Below are 18,019 nucleotides of genomic sequence, written 5' to 3'. Positions count from 1 at the left end.
GCTAAACTACCGGGAAGCCTTATATGTCAGGCGGCGCGATTTTTATGCAAATATTGTTTTGCAGTACGGCCGCCTTGTATGGGTTTGATTTCACAGCTTACAACGGTTTGATTACTTCAAATACTCACCGACTTTTTGCTGATAATCACGCAGAATATTGGCGGATTTTGTAAATTGAACTGCTTCTGTTTCATCGAGCGGTTTTTCAATCACGCGGACAATACCTTGGCTGTTGATAACAGCAGGCACACCGATATAAACACCATGTTCGCCGTATTCGCCTTCCAGTAGGGCGGAAATGGTTAGCACCACATTTTGATTGTGCAGAATCGCTTTGGTAATACGGGCCAAACCCATCGCAATGCCGTAGTAAGTGGCGCCTTTGCCTTCGATGATGGAATAAGCCGCATCACGTACGTCGGCATGGATTTTTGCCATACGAGCCTCTCCGTCGGGCTGTTTTTTCAATGCTTCTTGCAGTGACATCCCGGCAATATTGGCGGTGCTCCAGGCAGCAATCACGCTGTCGCCGTGCTCGCCAATCATGTGGGCATCCACGCTGATGGGCGCCACACCGAAAGCTTTGCCCAAGCAGTTGCACAAGCGGGCGGTATCCAAAATGGTGCCCGAACCAATCACGCGTTCTTTGGGCAGGCCGGAGAATTTCCAAGTGGCATACGAGAGTACGTCTACCGGGTTGGTGGCTACCAAGAAAATGCCGTCGAAACCGACATTCATCACTTCACCCACGATGCTGTGGAATACTTTCAGGTTGTTATCAATCAAATCCAAACGGGTTTCGCCCGGGCGTTGAGGCACGCCGGCACAGATGCACACAATATCCGCATCTGCACAATCGGCATACGTGCCTTGTGTTACTTTCATCGGTGTGGGCGCATACAGTACGCCGTGGCGTAAATCGCGCACTTCCGCATGTGCACGTTTTTCGTTTAAGTCGATCAGCACAAGCTCATCACAATTGCCTTGATTAAGCATGGCAAAGGCATAGCTGATGCCCACGGCACCCGTGCCGATAATCACAACTTTGCTGCCTGTTTTCCGAATCATTTTGCTGCTCCTTAAATAAACGTAATAAAGAATTTGATGAAACTATATTACAATTATTTGTAACAAAATACCATTTTCTGTATTGATGTCGGTCAAGAAATGGCAAAAAATAGAGATTCAGGCAATGGTTGGGAGCTGGTTTGTGATGGTGGAGTCTAATTATTATGAAAAATCAGGAGGCTGGAAGCAGTGTGGTTGGTGTGGTAAATCAGGCTGGGTAATATTGTATGGTTATTAAGTTTCTCAGCCATAAAATTATAGTGTTGAATTTAAGTGTTTGATTTGTAAAAATTACAAATGCCTGTCTGAAACTTATTCAGACAGGCATTTGTGCAGACTAGTTCGGATTTTAGCTTGATTTTGCCATATAACTATGAAACTGAATCTTCAAATCTCTATCAGAGATGGCCGGTGCGCTGGCGGCCCATGTCGGCGGCGGCAGTGAAGAGCACGTCGGTAGAAGAATTCAATGCGGTTTCGCAAGAATCCTGTACCACGCCGATAGCAAAGCCTACGCCTACAACCTGCATCGCGACATCGTTGGAAATACCTAATAGGTTGCATGCCAGTGGAATCAGAAGCAGAGAGCCCCCTGCCACACCGGAAGCGCCGCACGCACTGATGGTGGCAACCAGGCTTAACAAGAGGGCGGTCATAAAGTCGACCTGAACGCCTTCGGTGTATGCCGCAGCCAGCGAGAGCACCGTAATCGTAATCGCTGCGCCAGCCATGTTGATGGTGGCGCCCAAGGGAATAGACACAGAATAAGTGTCTTCGTGCAGATTCAATTTTTTGCACAAAGCCATGTTAACCGGAATATTGGCAGCGGAAGAGCGTGTGAAGAACGCGGTAATGCCGCTTTCACGCAGGCAGGTAAACACCAGCGGATAGGGATTCTTACGGATTTTCCACCATACGATAATCGGGTTGACCACCAATGCGATAAACACCATACACAGCACCAATACAGCCAACACTTTGAAATAGCTGAGTAAGCCGGAGATGCCGGAAGTGGCAACCATTTCGGCAACCAGGCCGAAAATGCCCAAGGGTGCGAAGCGGATAATCCAACCTACGATTTTGGCTACGGCAGCAGCCAGATCGGCAATCATCAGGCGCGTGCTGTCAACTGCGTGACGCAGGGCAAATCCCAGCAGCAATGCCCACATCAGAATACCTACATAATTGGCATTGGCAATCGCATTAATCGGATTGGCCACCAGATTCATCAGCAGGGTTTTGAGTACCTCGCCGATACCGGCAGGTGGGGTGTTCGATACTTCGTGCTGCACCAATGCGATTTCGCTCGGAAACAAAAAACTGGCGGCCACTGCTATTGCCGCGGCGCTGAAGGTGCCGATAATGTAAAGCAGGAGAATCGGTTTAATATGTGCTTCGCGGCCTCTCTGGTGGCTGGCAATGGCGGAAGTTACCAACACAAACACCAGAATCGGTGCAACTGCTTTGAGCGCACCGACAAACATACTGCCCAAAAGCGACAGCAAAGGCACTGCAGATACAGGAAGTATGCCGACATCCGGGTTGGCCAGATAGCCTAAAGCCACGCCGAATAACAAACCGATGATAATCTGCTGAACCAGGCTGACGCGGTTTACAGCATCAATGACAGGATTTCCGGTAGCCATAACCGCTCCTCATAATTATAACGAATGTAAAGATTAAGTTGCCATTGTAAATAAAACATAATTATCCGTAAAGTAAATGCCCGATGCCCATGCCTGTCTGAAACTTTTCAGACAGGCATGGCTGTTTTAGCGCAAACACATTTTGATTTTCCAACGTTTTGGTTTTACTATTGAAATATTCAAACATACATTAAGGATCAAGCGTTGAAGCTGCTACGGGTTATCTTAACTGCTTCGGCCCTGCTGGTTTCTGCCGGCAATCATGCCAAAACGCCGCAAGCGTCTGTTGTGCCGGTCGGGCAGGCGGCCAAAGCAAAAGGCATCTGGATTGATGTGCGTACGCCGAAAGAGTTCAAAACAGGCAATATAGAAGGCGCACTCAATATCCCTGTTGACCAAATCACCGAGCGGATTCACAGCGTCAGCCCCGACAAACACGCGCCCCTCCACCTTTATTGCCGCAGCGGCCGCCGCGTTGGAATTGCCATAAAGCAATTAGAAGAGCTCGGTTATACCGACATAACCAATCACGGCGGTTATCAGGATTTGCGTCGGCAAGGTATCCGCTAATCGTAACGCCCTTGAGGGTTTGCTTTTAATTTAACCAAGAGGAACCAAAGATGAAATTGATGAAACCGATTTTCCTGCTGGCGGCAGCCGCCGCACTGTCCGCCTGTACACTCTCGCCGAAAGCCCAACATCCTGCACATCACAGCGAGCACAAACAAGCAATGAATACCACACACACGCTGGTCAGCAAATACAGCTTTGACGAAACGGTAAACCGCCTCGAACAGGCTATAAAATCTAAAGGAATGAAGATTTTTACCGTTATTGATCATCAAGCGGCAGCGCAACAAAACGGCCTGCAGATGCAGCCGGCAAAAGTAATTGTGTTCGGTACACCGAAAGCCGGCACGCCCCTTATGGTAAAAGATCCTGAGTTTGCATTGCAATTGCCGTTGCGCGTGTTGGTTACCGAAACGGACGGCGCGGTAAAAGTGGTCTATAACGACACCCGGGCTTTAATCGAGGGCAGTAAAATCCATTACCAAGATGTTGAAAACACTCTTGCTAACGCCGAAAAACTGATTGCCAAAACGGTAACGGAATAATCGGGTCAAGCAGCAATGCCTGTCTGAAAAAATTCAGGCAGGCATGATTTTCCTGTCAATATTCTCCAAAAACAATTTGTATGAAACATATGCCTGTCTGAAAGCGCCGGGGTTCTTTTTCAGACAGGCATATGCATTACAAGCCTTGAAAACAATGCTAAAATTTCCCGCATCCTAAAGACATAAACCGGTGTTTGCCGCTCAACACGCATCAGAGACTCATGAAACCGCATACCGCCCTCACCCTTACCATTCTCACACTCGCTTGCCGCCAAGCGTTTGCAGAGCCCGTCTTTGAGCCCAAAGCCGAAGATTACGTTGCCGTGCCCGTGGCCAGCCACTATGAGCCTGAAGATACCGAAGGGCGGAAACTGGAACCGAAATACCCTGTTCAAATCAGCTCCGATGATGAAGAAGTTAAAGAAATGCTGCAGGAGCACCTGCCGCTGATTACCGAGCAGCAGCAAGAAAATCTGGATAAAGAGCAAGTGGGGTTTCTGGCGGAAGATGCACCCAATGATGTTCAGACCATGTTGAAAACCAAAGGCTATTTCAATGGTGTGGTAAATGTGGTTCCGCAGGGAGAAGGTTACCGCGTAGACGTGAAAACCGGCCCGCGCACCAAAATCGACAATGTAAATGTGGCATTGTCCGGCCAGATAGTGTCCGATAGCGAATTGGGTGTGTATTACAAAAGAGCGCTGGCAGATTGGGCCTTGCCCGTGGGCGCACCTTTTGAACAACCCGGCTGGAGCAGCAGTAAAAATTCCGTGCTTTCCGCCGTAGTGCGTAAAAAATACCCGATGGCGCAGCTGTCTAAAACAGAGGCTTTAATTAACCCCAATACCAATAAAGCCGATTTGAGTATCGAAGTAGACAGCAAACAGCCGATTTATTTCGGTGAAATCGACATCACAGGCGTGGAGCGTTATCCGGAAAGCGTGGCGCGCGGTTTGGCGCAGTTCAACCCCGGCAATCCTTATGACCTTGATAAACTGTTGGATTATCAGCAGGCACTTGAGCAAGACAGCCATTATTCCGGCGCATCGGTTTATCCTGATTTCAATAATATGCAGGGCGACCGCGTTCCGGTGAAGGTAAACGTAAACGAAATGAAGCGCCAGAAATTTGAAATGGGTTTACGTTACGATTCCGAATACGGGCCGGGCATCCGCATGGGTTACGACCATTACAACCTGTTGAACCGCGGCTATGTCGGCTCCGCCGTGTTTGATTATGATAAATACGAAACCACGGTGGCCGTGGGTATCAGCCAACCGCGTAAGAGCAACGGCAAATATTGGACGTCCAACCTTTCCTATAACCGTTCGACCACACAAAATCTGGAGAAAAAAGCACTGACTACCGGCGTATGGTATGTGCGTGACCGTAACGGCATTGAATCCCGCCTCGGCGTCGAACATATTAATGAAAACCGCAGGGTGCCAGGCACCAATTATGATTTAGGCCGTAGCGCCGCCACTATGCTGACTGCTTCTTGGCGGCGCCAGAACATCGAAACCCTGCTGCGTCCGGCCAACGGTTATTATCTCGACGGCAAGATCGGCACTTCAGTGGGTAAACTTTTGTCTTCTACTTCCGTGCAGCGTGTTACTGCCTCGGCAGGCTATTACTTCACGCCGGAAGAGAAAAAATACGGCACCTTCATCGCGCGCGGCCAGCTCGGTTATGTGTATGCCAGAGACGATGAGGAAGTGCCGTCCTCTTTGCAGTTCCGTACCGGTGGAGCCGGTTCGGTACGAGGCTACGAGCTTGACAGTATAGGTCTGGAAGGCCCCAACAATTCCGTGCTGCCGGAGCGTGCTTTGGCAGTAGCCAGTCTGGAGTACCAATATCCGATAGGTAAAGATTTTGCAGCTGCCGTGTTCCATGATATGGGTGATGTTGCCCATAACTTCAAATCCATGAATCTGAAACACGGCACCGGCTTGGGCGTGCGCTGGTTCAGCCCCGTTGCTCCTTTTTCATTCGACATCGCCTATGGCCATCAGGATAAAAAAATCCGCTGGCACATCAGCTTAGGAACCCGTTTCTGATGACACAAGAAACCACAGCACCCGCTCAGACTGTTGCCGAACAAGGCCTGTCTGGAAAACAGCCTGCTCCGAAAAAACGCGGCAAAAAATGGTTGAAAGCCATTTTGCTGGTTTTCGTGCTGGCTGTGTTGATGCTGGGCGGCATTATCGCGTGGCTGGTGTTCACCGAATCCGGCCTGCGTTTCGGCTTATATAAGATTCCCGCCTGGTTCGGCGTCAATATTACCTCCAAAAGCCTGAACGGCACTTTGCTCAAAGGATTTGACGGTGATGGTTGGCGCATCGAAACGGAAGGTGCCGATATAGACATCTCCAGCTTGGTATTCAGCTGGCAGCCCGGTGAATTACGGAATAAAAAGCTGCATATACGCCGCATTGCCGCCGGTGATATTCATATTCAGGACAAACCCACCCCGCCCAAACCTAAAACCGAAGCTAAAATGCCGGAAAGTATCAGCTTGCCTTTTGAAGCGGTAATCGACAGTGTAGAAACGGGGCAGATTACAACCGGTAAAAACAAAACCGTTATCGTCAGACATGTGCGCTTAAACTACGGTTATGACCACAAGCAGCATCAATTAAACGTGGTTTCACTGCAAAGCCCGTGGAGCGATGCAAACGGTACGCTGAAAATGGCCACTGCATCGCCGTTTGCGTTGAACGGCAGAATTCACAGTGAAGGCGTGCTTGAAAATATCGCCATTACCAACGATGTGCAGCTGGGTGGCAGCCTGCAAACCATAACACTGAAAACCGACATGAAAACGGCGGCCACGGAAAATGCCTCCGACCAAGCTGCAAACGGCATCAACAACATCAAACTCACGGTCGATACACGCGTAAGCCCGTTTGGCAAAGGTTTGGACGAAATTATCGACCATGTGCAGGTTAAAGGATACAACATCAACCCGCGTGCATTTCTGGCTTCCGCTCCGCAAGCGCATTTCGATTTTGATGCCACCGTGGTGCCGTCACAGCTGCATGGTGTTGCGCTGGAAGGTTCAATCGACTTGGCTAACTTGACCGCTGCCGAAGCAGATGCAGGCGGCATTCCGGTTCGTTCCCTGCTGGCTGATTTTGTGATTAATGAAAACGGTATGCTGCTTTTAAAAGAAGCGAATGCGAATTTATTGAAAAAAGGCAATATCGCATTAAGCGGCAGCACCGATACGGCCAAGCAAACCCTAAATCTCGATACCCACATCCAAGATGTGGTATTGGCCGATGTGGTGAAGCAGAAGTTTGCAGAGCCGATAAACGGCAAGCTCCAATTGCGCGGTACATACAGCAATCCCCAAGCTTTGCTGGATTTGACGGTTGGCAAAACAGCAGCCGGTGGTGAAGTGATGCTGGTGTCGGATACACGGAGCGGCCAAAGAAGCGTTAGCCTGAAGAATATTGCCATCAGACCCGAAAACGGTGGCGAAATCAAAGGAAACGGTACCTTAGAGCTGTTTAACAAACAAAACCTTGCGGTTGAGTTTGACAGTAAAAACTTCAATCCCGCGCGCATGTATGCGGACTTGCCGGAGGGTAGGGTAAACGGCAGTTTCAAAGTAAACGGCAGGCTTGCCGATCAGTATATTGCCGCTAACCTCAATTTCGGCCAAAGCACCCTGTCTGATGTAAACCTCAGCGGCAAAGCGGATGTGGTTTACGATAAAGACCATCTGAGCAAAATTGCTTCCAATATCCAGCTCGGCAATAACCGGCTGTTTGCTAACGGCAGCTTCGGCAAGCGGGGCGATAAATTAACGCTGGACGTGAATGCGCCTGATCTGAGCCGTTTCGGCTTGGGTATGAGCGGCCTTTTGATTGCCAAAGGCACGATTGCCGGCGATCCGAAGCATCTGGAAGCCAACGTAGCGGGCAGGGCGGAAAACTTGCGTATCCAAAAAGCTGTTCAAATCAGCCATCTTGATTTTCAGGTGAATGGTTCGCCCGATATAAACCGCCCGTTCAATATCAAGGCAGACGGCCGGCAAATCATCATCCCGGGCGAAACCGAACCGACGCGCATCGATAATATCCAGCTTACGGTTAACGGCACGGGCAAAAGCCACAGTATCAACGGCAACAGCAGCATGAAGCTGGACGGTAAACCCTACCGCCTGCTTGTGTCTGCAAACGGCGGTTTGAACAGTAAAAACCAATGGCAGGGCTATGTAGATACTTTAGACATCAATGGCGCGTTCAATCTGAAACTGCAAAACCGCTTGGCGCTGGAAGCCGGCGCCGAACGTGTCAGTTTGGGTGCGGCGCGTTGGAGTGCGATGGGCGGCAGTTTGAACTTGCAGAATTTTGTATGGGATAAAAAGCAGGGCATTGTAACCAAAGGCAGCACAGACAATCTGCATATATCGCAACTACACAATTTCTACACACCGCCGGTTGAGCATGATTTAGTTTTGAGCGGCGATTGGGATGTGGTATACGCACAAAATATGCGCGGCTATATCAATGTGCGCAGACAAAGCGGCGATGTGGTGATTCCTTACCGCAAGCAAGCTTTGGGGTTGGGTAATCTCACTTTGCAAACCCGCTTCCAAAACGGGCGTATCGACAATACGATCGAAGGCTCTACCCGCTACGGCAAAATCGGCGGCAACCTTGTTATCAGCCAAAATTTCGGTAACGCCATTGCACAGGCACCTGTAAGTGGCAAAATCAGTCTGAATGCTCCTGATCTGGAGGCATTCCGCCACTTGATGCCTGTGGGGCAGGTTTTGAAAGGCAAGCTGGTGGGTGAAGCGGTGATTTCAGGCAGGCTTGGGCAGCCGCAATTAAACGGAACGCTCAACGGCGACAATCTGTATTACCGCAATCATGCACAAGGCATTATTTTGGATAACGGTACTTTGCGTTCACGCTTGGCGGGCCAGCGCTGGCAGATTGACAGCCTGACCTTCCACCGGGGCGGCTCGGCAAAACTTAGCGGCAGCATCAGTTTGGCGGCGAATAATGCGCCCGATGTTGACGTGGTTGCCGTGTTTGACCGCTATCATATGTTGGACAAGCCCAACCGTCGGTTGACCGTCAGCGGCGATACCAAGCTGCAATATAACGATGCCTCGGGTGTTACGTTGACCGGTTTGCTCAAAGTTGACAACGGTCGTTTCGGTTTTCAGGATTCCGGTATGCCTGCACTAGACGATGATGTGATTGTGATAGGCGAGGTAAAAGAGAAACCGGCTGCCGCAACACCGGTTAATATGAATCTAACATTGGATTTGAACGACCGTTTCCGCTTCAGCGGTGAGGGCTTGGATGTGACTCTAGGCGGCCGGTTGGCCTTAATTGCGCGGCCGGGTGAAAGCGTTCAGGGTGTCGGCACGGTGAACGTAGTTAAAGGCAAATACAAAGCCTATGGGCAGGATTTGAATATTGAAAAAGGCAAAATTTCGTTTGTCGGCCCGCTCGACAATCCCAACCTCAATATCCGTGCAACACGCAATCTTTCGCCGGTGGGTGCGGGTGTCGAAGTGTTGGGCAGCCTGAACAAACCGCGCGTCAGCCTGGTGGCGAATGAAGCAATGAGCGAGAAAGACAAACTTTCCTGGCTGATCCTCAATCGAGCCAGCAGCGGCAACGACAGCGATGAAGCCGCGCTGGCTACGGCAGCGGGTGCTTTCCTGGCCGGTAAAGTTAACGACAGAATCGGTTTGGTCGACAATTTCGGCCTCACCAGTCAGCGTACCCGCAATGCGCAAACGGGCGAGTTGAACCCTGCGGAGCAAATTCTGACCTTTGGTAAGCAGCTGACCGGCGAGCTTTATCTGGGTTATGAGTATGGCATGAATAGCGCCAGCCAGTCGGTGAAGCTAATGTATCAGCTAACCCGTTCGCTCCAAGCCGTGGCGCGCGTCGGCACGCAATCTTCGGGCGGAGAATTGAAATACATTATCCGCTTTGATTGATGGTTTAAGCGCCCGGTATTGGAATAGCCGATAATCCGGCACAGCGTAATTAATGCCTGTCTGAAAAATACTTTCAGACAGGCATTTCTATATAGTGAAACTACTTACATAGAAACAGCATCGTCATACTCGGGCTTGACCCGAGTATCTCCCAACATTACTAGAGTTAAAGATACTCGGGTCAAGCCCGAGTATGACGAGCGTACTATTTTTAATTTGATGGATACGTTGTTTTACACGCCGCGCAATAATTCGTTTACGCTGGTTTTGGCGCGGGTTTGCGCATCTACTTTTTTCACAATCACCGCGCAATACAGGCTGTGCGTGCCGTCTTTGGCAGGCAGGCTGCCGGACACCACTACCGAGCCGGCAGGTACGCGGCCATAGTGGATTTCACCGGTTTCGCGGTCGTAAATTTTGGTGGATTGGCCGATATACACACCCATAGAGATCACGCTGCCTTCTTCCACAATCACGCCTTCCACGATTTCCGAGCGCGCGCCGATAAAGCAGTTGTCTTCAATAATGGTCGGGCTGGCCTGCAACGGCTCCAACACGCCGCCGATGCCCACGCCGCCGCTCAAATGCACGTTTTTGCCGATTTGAGCGCATGAGCCTACGGTGGCCCAAGTGTCAACCATGGCGCCTTCATCCACATACGCGCCGATGTTGACATAAGAAGGCATCAATACCACGTTTTTGGCCACGAAGCTGCCGCGGCGGGCAACGGCATTGGGCACCACGCGGAAGCCGCCGGCTTTGAATTGCTCTTCGCTCCACCCTTCGAATTTGGTCGGCACTTTGTCGAAATATTGGTTTACGCCGTCGTTCAGCACTTTGTTGTCGGCGATGCGGAAAGAAAGCAACACGGCTTTTTTCGCCCATTCGTTCACTTTCCATTGGCCTACGCCCAAACGCTCGGCCACACGCAAAGCGCCTGAATCGAGCTGGCGCAAGGTTTCTTCCACAGCTTCTTTCACTTCGGGTGTTACGCTGGCCGGCGTGATATTTGTGCGGTTTTCAAAAGCGGTTTCGATGATGTTTTGTAATGACATGGTTTTTTCCACAGTTAGTTGAGAATCAAGGCTGGATTGTACCGCAAAGCGGAAACGAATGCCTGTCTGAAAAAGTTTCAGACAGGCATGGGTCATGTTGCACGATATCGGCTAAAGATTAACTTTTGTCTTCTTTATCGTCGTCTTGGCCTTTGGCTTCTTCGATTACCTGCTTGCAGTTTTCTTCCTGCTCAGCCGGAGTGGCTTGTTTCAAGCTGGCCAACCATTCGTCGCGACGTTGGATACGCTCTTCTTTTTCCGCGCCGCTCAAAGTTTCAATGTATTTGTTTTCCAGCGTTTCTGCTTCTTTACACAAGGAAACCATCTCGCCGGCAGGTGTGGCGGCAGCGGCTGAAGAGGCTTTCGGTTCAGCCATGTCAGCTTCAGAAGCCGCTTTATCTGCTGCAGGAGCCGATGCTTGGGTTGCAGGCTCGGGGGCAGATGCCGGAGCCGCAGGTTGGTTTTCGTTGCCGCCGCAGGCAGCCAATAGTAAAGAAAGTAAAATGGCAGGAATCAGGGGATGTTTCATAATTTTCCTTCGAATAGTTTTTGTTTAGAAAATCTTAATAAAATGAAATCGATTACGTTAAGCGGGAAACAAAAAAAATAGAATAGTGAGGGTTGAAAATTCCCTTAAAAGCTATTCAGCTTAACCAAAATTAGACAAGCTTAACGTATGTTTTGTTCCCGTAACACGCCCTGATTTATCGGCTGTTGTAAGTCACTCAGGCTGAGGCGCAGCGCGGTTGCCTGAAAATCGTTAAATTCCATCTGCTCTGAGCCAAACCGTGCCAGATGAGGCGTATCCTGCTGGCAGTCTATCAACTCAATACCGCATTCCGCCAAATAAGGTACGGCGCAGGCAAACGCGATTTTTGAGGCATCAGGCTGCGCGGCAAACATGGATTCTCCAAAAAATGCGCGGCCGATTTGTACACCGTAAAATCCGCCGGCTAAGTTTAAATTTCCCTGGTCATCGGGATACCAGCATTCAAATGAATGCGCATGGCCTGCTTTGTGCAGCTCGGTATAGGCCTGTCTGAAAGCAGGGCCTATCCAAGAGCTTTCCTGGCCGGGCCGTTCAATCCGGCTGCAGGCGGCGATAACTTCAGGGAAGTTGCGGTTAACCGTAACCGCATAAGGCTTGTTGCGCAGTGTTTTGGACAGCGAGCGGCCGATATGGATTTTTTTAGGAAAGAGAACGGCGCGCGGTGCAATCGAAAACCAGAAAAATACCCCGTTTTCTTCAAACCAAGGAAAAATGCCTAAAGGATAAGCAGCCAGCAACCTCGGCACGGCCAAATCGGTGCTCACGCAAACCAAGCCTTCGTTTTCCGCCAAGGCAGGACGCGGGTCGGGAAAACGGTGGTCGCCGGGGGCTAAAAACGGAATCTCCATATCCGTTACCTGTTGAAGATTTAGATATAATCCAAGCACTCAAATATTTGAGTATAAATGCATTCAGACAGGCATCGAAACACAATGCCTGTCTGAAAAGGTAAAGATGCAAACTTGCTGCTCAGCGTTTTTCTTTTTTCTGGCAATCGCTGCACACACCATACATATACAGCGCGTGGTCCACAATGCGGAAACCGTTTTCATTGGCAATTTTATCTTGCAGCTTCTCGATTTCTTCGTTGTGAAATTCGGTAACCTTGCCGCATTTGACACACACGATATGGTCATGATGGCCGCCGGCATTCAATTCATATACGGCTTTGCCTGTTTCAAAATGGTGGCGCAGTAAAATGCCGGCCTGCTCAAATTGGGTCAGCACTCGATAAATGGTAGCTACGCCGATTTCAATGCCTTCATCAAGCAAAATGCGGTACACATCCTCCGCGCTCAGATGCTCTTCGGCGTGGGTTTCAAACAAATCCAAAATCTTCAGGCGCGGGCCGGTAACTTTTAAACCGCTGTCTTTTAATTGTGCAATATTGCTTTCCATAGTATCTTTCCATCCGTACCGAAGTTGTGTGAATGCCGTTATAATACGCATTTTTAAGCATTTTGCCCACTATTGGATAATTAAAGGTTTTTAATCATAAGCCTTTACGCAACAGAGTCCACAATACACTCGATATCAATCGGAAAGGTAAAAGCGTGAACAAACCCCTCATAATCGCCCTGATGTTTGCCGCCGGCTTGGTCGGCTGTAGCGCCGAACGCATCTCCAATATCCCGTCCTACAAACTCAAAGTCATTCAAGGCAACGAGCTTGACCCGCGCGCAGTGGTTTCGCTGCAACCGGGCATGAGCCGCCAGCAAGTGCAGTCTTTATTGGGTACACCGCTGCTGCGTCCAGCATTTCGCGGCGACCAATGGGATTACACCTACGAAGTCAGCCGCAACGGCATCGTTCAGGAGCAACGCAATCTCAAGCTGACATTCCAAAACGACCAACTGGTTAAAGCAGAGGGCAATGCTATCGAATACGCCGTTGAGCAGCTTAAAGAGCGTTATGGAGAGCAGATTGAACAGCAACCCGCTGCGCCACAACAGGCTCAGCCTGCTCCCGAACTGATTTGGACGCCCGACCGCTAATCCGCCGACAGGACTTCACACATGAATCAATTAAAAGTAGCCATTGCCGGCGCCAACGGCCGCATGGGCAAAGTATTGGTTGAAGCAGTAAGCAACAATCCGGCCACCGTTTTGAGCGGCGCATTGGAACATGCAGGTTCCGATTCATTGGGGTTGGATGCAGGCCATGCGGTGGGCATCAAAACCGGTGTAACCATTTCTGCCGATATCGACGCTGTGCTTGAGGCCAGCGATGTTTTGATAGACTTTACCCGCCCCGAGCCTACGTTGAATCATTTGCACAAATGCATGGAAAAAGGTGTGAACCTTATCATCGGCACAACCGGGTTCGATGAAGCCGGTAAAGCCGCCATTGCTGCCGCCTCCGAGAAAACCGGCATCGTGTTTGCCGCCAATTTCAGCGTGGGCGTCAACCTAACGTTTCACATCCTCGACACCGTTGCACGCGTATTAAACGAAGGCTACGACATCGAAATCATCGAAGCGCACCACCGTCACAAAGTTGACGCGCCCAGCGGAACCGCGTTGCGTATGGGCGAAGTGATAGCCGATGCCTTAGGGCGTGATTTGAAAACATGCGCCGTTTACGGCCGTGAAGGCCATACAGGCGAACGCGATCCGCAAACCATCGGCTTTGCCACCGTTCGCGGCGGTGATATTGTGGGCGACCACACCGCACTGTTTGCCACGGAAGGCGAACGCGTAGAGATCACGCATAAAGCATCCAGCCGCATGACTTTTGCTGCCGGCGCCGTGCGCGCTGCTGTGTGGTTACAAGGCAGAAAAGGTTTGTTTGATATGCAGGATGTTTTGGGTTTGAAAAACAAATAAGCATGTTGTAGCGGTAATATTGCCGCATTTTAAAAAGCAGGCCGTATAGCCTGCTTTTTTGTTCGATGCCTGTCTGAAAATCTTAAACGAGCCGTGAAACCTAATTACACATAATGAATCAATAAAAAACATATACGTTAGTCGAAAAATATAACCGTTCAGTTGTAAGGATGAGACAGCGTTTTTACATGGTTTTGTTATCTTAAACCTCATGTGTATCCATAAATCATTATTTAAAACAACAAATTAAGTGAAAAAAATCTCTCGAATCGCATTTTTTTGCCAATTGTTTCGATTTTTCAAAAAATGCAATTTGTGTATTAATTCGTAAAAATAAGTTTTGCCAACGTTTTCAAGGTTGTTTAAGGACTAAAATTCATCAAAATTTTAACGCGCAGGGAAAACTGACATGATTAAGCACCAAATCCGCAATATCGCTTTATTTTCAACCGCATCCAGCATCATGCTGGCGCCTGTTTTATTGATGGTTGCAGGCACTGCGTATCTTAATCAAATGCTGGCTGTGAATTGTATTTTGGCTGCTGTTTTATCCGCATTGTTGGTTCAATCCGCTCAAGTCCGAGCCATAACCGGTTTGATTTTATTCGGAATTGCTTTATCTTTATTGATGCCTGCCATGCCGTTTATCTATGTTTTAGCCGGTTCCGCAGCAGGCGGTTTCTTAACATGGTCTGCGCCTTTCCTGTTCAGACAGGAGGAAGAAACCGTTGGCTGATAATGCAGTTTACCGTATCCGCCTGATCGGATTTAAGTGAAAGAACACACAATGCCTGCCTGAAAAGTTTGGTTATTACCGGCTTTTTTCAGACAGGCATTAAAAATTAAGCTGTATCGTTAAATCGCTTTAAAACAGTTAACTCTGCGAACGTACCGAAAACTTGTTGTTTGCAGTATGCTGCTTAGTGACTGCTTTGAATGGTTTAACCATAACAACCACATAAATAAATAACGGGACAATTCATATGGAAAATGCTGTAACTTACAACTTTAACAGTTGGTCAGACTACGAAACATATCTAAAAAACAATGGAATAGGTTGTGAGCAAGTCATTCGTGTGCTTGCTGGGGCCGGTTTGTTGGGTGACAAAGCAGATGTCGATCCAACAACTGAAAGCGCCACCTTTCAACAAGCAGAAAGCATACTTGATCAATTAACCGCCTCACCGAATTACCAATATTTCTGGTTAAATGAGGATGTGTACCACGATGGCAATTGTGGTGAGATTTTCGCTCAAATGCTTTCTTTTGCTGCCCCAGAATGGCAGGTTAGCTGGCAGGCAGGCAGCACAGGCAGCAATGTTGTCGAGTTAAATCCTTTACCTGAGTGGGCCGGCAAGGTTGCAACTACTCCCATACTGATTCAGACAGGCCGTCAAACTTATTTAATCAATGTTTTTTCTGCCAATTGCAAATTCTCCTATAAAGCCATTGCGCAAGAGCTGGTTTATTGGGTAAATGAGCTTTTGGCACACGAGCAAAATTCTACACGCTTATATATCTTCTGCCTTGAAGACGAGGGCGAAGAGGTCGTTCAATTAATCAGAGCGGATAAAGCGCAACAGCAAAATATGGATATTTCATTTCCGTTGAGCCTGCCGCAGTTTGAAATTGAAGCATTCAAGCCCGTTGATATTGCTGCGCAATTGGCCGATATCCGTACCATATACGATACTTGGGTGGCGCAAGGCAGTTATCCGAAGTTGGCAGGCAGCCGCGTACCTTTGCTGAAAACCCATTTCAACATCAGCCGAGAAGCTTACACATGGCTGCGTGATGCGCGTGACGATATGTATGAAATGATGTTGGCCGACAGCAATCGGCTGCCGGAAGCTTTTGCGCCGCTGCGCGGATTATCGGAGCTTGAGCGCATTCGTGAAATTCATAATCTTTTTGTGGCGGTTGCCCGGCAATTTATTTTTGATCAAGATGCCTTTGCATACCGATACAAGCTTTGCCCTTTGTTTACCGCAGAGCAAATGCAGCTTTTGCGCGGGCAGTATGCGAGCGATGAGCAGATGATTGACGCTTTGCTGTCTGACGAAAACCTATACGCTCAAACCAGCCACGGCGCAGAACCTTATTTGCACAAATTGCTGCCGGCAGCTTCCGCATAATCAGGTTTGCGATATTTAAAGTGGAAATGCCTGTCTGAAAATTTTTCAGACAGGCATTTTGCTGTGTGCGTTAAACAATATTGCTGACTCTAAAAAATACTTGGGTCAACTGCGGGTATGCCGAGGGTGCTGTTTTTGAGTGGTATTCCCAATCCAATCACTCAGGCAATTCTGCCGAGCCCATCCGCCGCAATACAATATTTGCCTTGCCGCGTAAGCGTTTGCTTTTGGGATTGTCGGCATAAAACAGCGGTGCGGGTACACGGGCGGTTAGTAGGGCGGCTTGCTGCTTGGTAAGGTTTGCTGCGCTTTTTTTGAAAAAATGTTGCGAGGCAGCTTCCGCGCCGAAGATGCCGTGCCCCCATTCGATTACGTTTAAGTAAATTTCGAAAATGCGGTCTTTATCCGTTGTGGCTTCCATCATGGCGGTAATAGCCGCTTCTTCGCCTTTGCGGATATAACTTTGCCAATCGTTGAGAAACAGGTTTTTCGACAGCTGCTGGCTGATGGTTGAACCGCCGCCTTTAATCCTACCGCTTTGCTGGTTGCGTTTCATGGCGTGGCGGATGCCGCTCCAGTCGAAACCGTCGTGAGCGGCGAATTTGGCGTCTTCAGAGGCAATCAGGGCTTTTTTCAGGTTGGTGGAAATCTGGTTGTAAGGCACCCAGCGGTAGTCTAAAGCCACTTCTTTTCCGATGCTTCGGTATTCGCTCATCCGCATTTTCATAAAGGCGGTTTGGCTGGGCGCGACGGCGCGGTAAGTTAAAATGTTGCCGTACACATAAGCATTGAAGAGAATGAAAGCCATAAAAGGCAAGGCAATCAGCCATTTAATCGCGCCCATGTTTCATCCATTCGATAACGGGGCGGATTTCGGGGGAGAAGCCGCGCCAGAGTTCATAGGAAAATGCAGCTTGTGCCACCAGCATGCCGAGGCCGTCGGCAATGTGCTGCGCGCCAGCATTTTGAGCGAAGGTAAGAAAAGCAGTAGGTTCGCTGCCATACACCATATCGTAGGCCAAAATGCACCGGCCAAACACATCGGGTTGAATATCAGGCACTTGGCCGCTCAGGCTGCCGGATGTGCCGTTAATGATGATGTCGTAATGATTGGGTGGCAGTTTGCCGAATTCTACTGCTTCGATACCGAATTCATCTGCTAAAGCTTGTGCTTTGCTGAATGTGCGGTTGGCAATGGTCAGGCTGTGCGGCGACTGGTCAAGCAATGGGCGGATAACGCCGTGTACGGCGCCGCCTGCGCCCAATAACAGTATTTTTTTGCCCGTAAGCCCGACGGCGTGGTTTTCAACAATGTCTTTAACCAAACCGATACCGTCGGTGTTATCACCTCGGATGCGGCCATCGGGCAGTCGGATTAAGGTGTTGACCGCGCCGGCGGCTGATGCGCGTTCGGAAAGCTCGTTTGCCCAATGATAAGCATCGGTTTTAAACGGCACGGTAACGTTGGCTCCTTGGCCGCCTTGTGCGAAAAATTCGGCGGCCGCTTCGGCAAATGCGTTGGGCTCGGCCAAAATCCGCCGGTATTCGATGCAGGCGCCTTCTTGAGCGGCAAATCGCCCGTGGATTTCGGGCGATTTGCTGTGTGCAATCGGATTGCCGAACACGGCATAATGTGCGGTTGTCATGATAT

General features: G+C 49.4%; 16 protein-coding genes. 8 read left to right on the top strand and 8 right to left on the bottom strand.

Translation table 11 applies throughout. The annotated features are described in order from the left end of the window. Positions 1 to 111: 111 nt before the first annotated feature. The gene (locus tag AKG09_RS08235; protein ID WP_082391900.1) at positions 112 to 1,068 is read right to left on the bottom strand and encodes an L-lactate dehydrogenase; all 957 of its coding nucleotides are present in this window, start codon (positions 1,066 to 1,068) and stop codon (positions 112 to 114) included. Positions 1,069 to 1,466: 398 nt separating this feature from the next. After that, complete coding sequence (gene sstT / locus AKG09_RS08230; RefSeq protein ID WP_054618968.1) at positions 1,467 to 2,714, bottom strand: serine/threonine transporter SstT; 1,248 nt, start codon at positions 2,712 to 2,714, stop codon at positions 1,467 to 1,469. Positions 2,715 to 2,918: 204 nt separating this feature from the next. On the opposite strand from sstT, the gene AKG09_RS08225 reads away from it, so the two are divergent. From AKG09_RS08225 to AKG09_RS08210, 4 genes are all read left to right on the top strand, one after another. Beyond that, positions 2,919 to 3,284 (top strand): rhodanese-like domain-containing protein, encoded by a 366-nt coding sequence (locus tag AKG09_RS08225; RefSeq protein ID WP_054618967.1) that lies wholly within the window; start codon positions 2,919 to 2,921, stop codon positions 3,282 to 3,284. 59 nt (positions 3,285 to 3,343) lie between these two features. Then, positions 3,344 to 3,829, top strand: coding sequence for a DUF302 domain-containing protein (locus AKG09_RS08220; protein WP_054619040.1), 486 nt, complete (start codon positions 3,344 to 3,346; stop codon positions 3,827 to 3,829). Positions 3,830 to 4,050: 221 nt separating this feature from the next. Next, positions 4,051 to 5,886, top strand: a complete 1,836-nt coding sequence (locus tag AKG09_RS08215) for an autotransporter assembly complex family protein (protein WP_054618966.1) — start codon at positions 4,051 to 4,053, stop codon at positions 5,884 to 5,886. Further along, on the top strand, positions 5,886 to 9,803 hold the full coding sequence (locus AKG09_RS08210) for a translocation/assembly module TamB domain-containing protein (RefSeq protein WP_054618965.1): 3,918 nt from the start codon (positions 5,886 to 5,888) through the stop codon (positions 9,801 to 9,803). Before AKG09_RS08215 ends, AKG09_RS08210 begins: the two co-directional genes overlap by 1 nt. Positions 9,804 to 10,036: 233 nt before the next feature. Here AKG09_RS08210 and dapD read toward each other — a convergent pair whose 3' ends face one another. The 4 genes from dapD to fur all read right to left on the bottom strand — a co-directional run bounded on the left by dapD (position 10,037) and on the right by fur (position 12,806). Next, the gene (gene dapD / locus AKG09_RS08205) at positions 10,037 to 10,858 is read right to left on the bottom strand and encodes a 2,3,4,5-tetrahydropyridine-2,6-dicarboxylate N-succinyltransferase (RefSeq protein WP_054619039.1); all 822 of its coding nucleotides are present in this window, start codon (positions 10,856 to 10,858) and stop codon (positions 10,037 to 10,039) included. Positions 10,859 to 10,976: 118 nt separating this feature from the next. Next, positions 10,977 to 11,387 carry a hypothetical protein gene (locus AKG09_RS08200; RefSeq protein WP_054618964.1) on the bottom strand — a complete coding sequence of 137 codons (411 nt, stop codon included), beginning with the start codon at positions 11,385 to 11,387 and terminating at the stop codon, positions 10,977 to 10,979. Positions 11,388 to 11,527: 140 nt separating this feature from the next. Further along, positions 11,528 to 12,256: a leucyl/phenylalanyl-tRNA--protein transferase gene (aat, locus tag AKG09_RS08195; protein WP_054618963.1), complete on the bottom strand. Its 729-nt coding sequence runs from the start codon at positions 12,254 to 12,256 to the stop codon at positions 11,528 to 11,530. A 121-nt stretch (positions 12,257 to 12,377) separates the two neighbouring features. Further along, a complete protein-coding gene (gene fur / locus AKG09_RS08190) occupies positions 12,378 to 12,806 on the bottom strand; it encodes a ferric iron uptake transcriptional regulator (RefSeq protein WP_040666708.1) in 429 nt (142 codons plus the stop codon). A 155-nt stretch (positions 12,807 to 12,961) separates the two neighbouring features. On the opposite strand from fur, the gene AKG09_RS08185 reads away from it, so the two are divergent. The 4 genes from AKG09_RS08185 to AKG09_RS08170 all read left to right on the top strand — a co-directional run bounded on the left by AKG09_RS08185 (position 12,962) and on the right by AKG09_RS08170 (position 16,368). Beyond that, the gene (locus tag AKG09_RS08185) at positions 12,962 to 13,402 is read left to right on the top strand and encodes an outer membrane protein assembly factor BamE (protein WP_054618962.1); all 441 of its coding nucleotides are present in this window, start codon (positions 12,962 to 12,964) and stop codon (positions 13,400 to 13,402) included. A gap of 21 nt (positions 13,403 to 13,423) precedes the next feature. After that, positions 13,424 to 14,233 (top strand): 4-hydroxy-tetrahydrodipicolinate reductase, encoded by an 810-nt coding sequence (gene dapB, locus AKG09_RS08180; RefSeq protein ID WP_054618961.1) that lies wholly within the window; start codon positions 13,424 to 13,426, stop codon positions 14,231 to 14,233. Between the two features lie 409 nt (positions 14,234 to 14,642). Further along, positions 14,643 to 14,969 carry a hypothetical protein gene (locus AKG09_RS08175; RefSeq protein ID WP_054618960.1) on the top strand — a complete coding sequence of 109 codons (327 nt, stop codon included), beginning with the start codon at positions 14,643 to 14,645 and terminating at the stop codon, positions 14,967 to 14,969. Positions 14,970 to 15,309: 340 nt separating this feature from the next. Then, positions 15,310 to 16,368, top strand: coding sequence for a hypothetical protein (locus AKG09_RS08170; RefSeq protein WP_156320825.1), 1,059 nt, complete (start codon positions 15,310 to 15,312; stop codon positions 16,366 to 16,368). A 157-nt stretch (positions 16,369 to 16,525) separates the two neighbouring features. Here the strand turns inward: AKG09_RS08170 and mtgA are convergent, their stop codons facing one another. Together mtgA and aroE are read right to left on the bottom strand one after the other, a co-directional pair. After that, positions 16,526 to 17,212, bottom strand: coding sequence for a monofunctional biosynthetic peptidoglycan transglycosylase (mtgA, locus tag AKG09_RS08165; RefSeq protein WP_054618958.1), 687 nt, complete (start codon positions 17,210 to 17,212; stop codon positions 16,526 to 16,528). Continuing rightward, entirely contained in the window at positions 17,199 to 18,014 is an 816-nt protein-coding gene (gene aroE, locus AKG09_RS08160) for a shikimate dehydrogenase (protein WP_054618957.1), read from the bottom strand. The genes mtgA and aroE overlap by 14 nt, the downstream gene beginning before the upstream one ends. Between the last annotated feature and the right edge of the window lie 5 nt (positions 18,015 to 18,019).

It is taken from the genome of Neisseria sp. 83E34, from assembly GCF_001308015.1.
Lineage (GTDB): Bacteria > Pseudomonadota > Gammaproteobacteria > Burkholderiales > Neisseriaceae > Neisseria.
This window is presented reverse-complemented; position numbering and strand designations above follow the sequence as displayed.

Coding starts and splice junctions, on each gene's coding strand:
- AKG09_RS08235 (WP_082391900.1), bottom strand. CDS start 1,068: ATGATTCGGAAAACAGGCAGCAAAGTTGTGATTATCGGCACGGGTGCC.
- sstT (WP_054618968.1), bottom strand. CDS start 2,714: ATGGCTACCGGAAATCCTGTCATTGATGCTGTAAACCGCGTCAGCCTG.
- AKG09_RS08220 (WP_054619040.1), top strand. CDS start 3,344: ATGAAACCGATTTTCCTGCTGGCGGCAGCCGCCGCACTGTCCGCCTGT.
- AKG09_RS08215 (WP_054618966.1), top strand. CDS start 4,051: ATGAAACCGCATACCGCCCTCACCCTTACCATTCTCACACTCGCTTGC.
- AKG09_RS08210 (WP_054618965.1), top strand. CDS start 5,886: ATGACACAAGAAACCACAGCACCCGCTCAGACTGTTGCCGAACAAGGC.
- dapD (WP_054619039.1), bottom strand. CDS start 10,858: ATGTCATTACAAAACATCATCGAAACCGCTTTTGAAAACCGCACAAAT.
- AKG09_RS08200 (WP_054618964.1), bottom strand. CDS start 11,387: ATGAAACATCCCCTGATTCCTGCCATTTTACTTTCTTTACTATTGGCT.
- aat (WP_054618963.1), bottom strand. CDS start 12,256: ATGGAGATTCCGTTTTTAGCCCCCGGCGACCACCGTTTTCCCGACCCG.
- fur (WP_040666708.1), bottom strand. CDS start 12,806: ATGGAAAGCAATATTGCACAATTAAAAGACAGCGGTTTAAAAGTTACC.
- dapB (WP_054618961.1), top strand. CDS start 13,424: ATGAATCAATTAAAAGTAGCCATTGCCGGCGCCAACGGCCGCATGGGC.
- AKG09_RS08175 (WP_054618960.1), top strand. CDS start 14,643: ATGATTAAGCACCAAATCCGCAATATCGCTTTATTTTCAACCGCATCC.
- mtgA (WP_054618958.1), bottom strand. CDS start 17,212: ATGGGCGCGATTAAATGGCTGATTGCCTTGCCTTTTATGGCTTTCATT.
- aroE (WP_054618957.1), bottom strand. CDS start 18,014: ATGACAACCGCACATTATGCCGTGTTCGGCAATCCGATTGCACACAGC.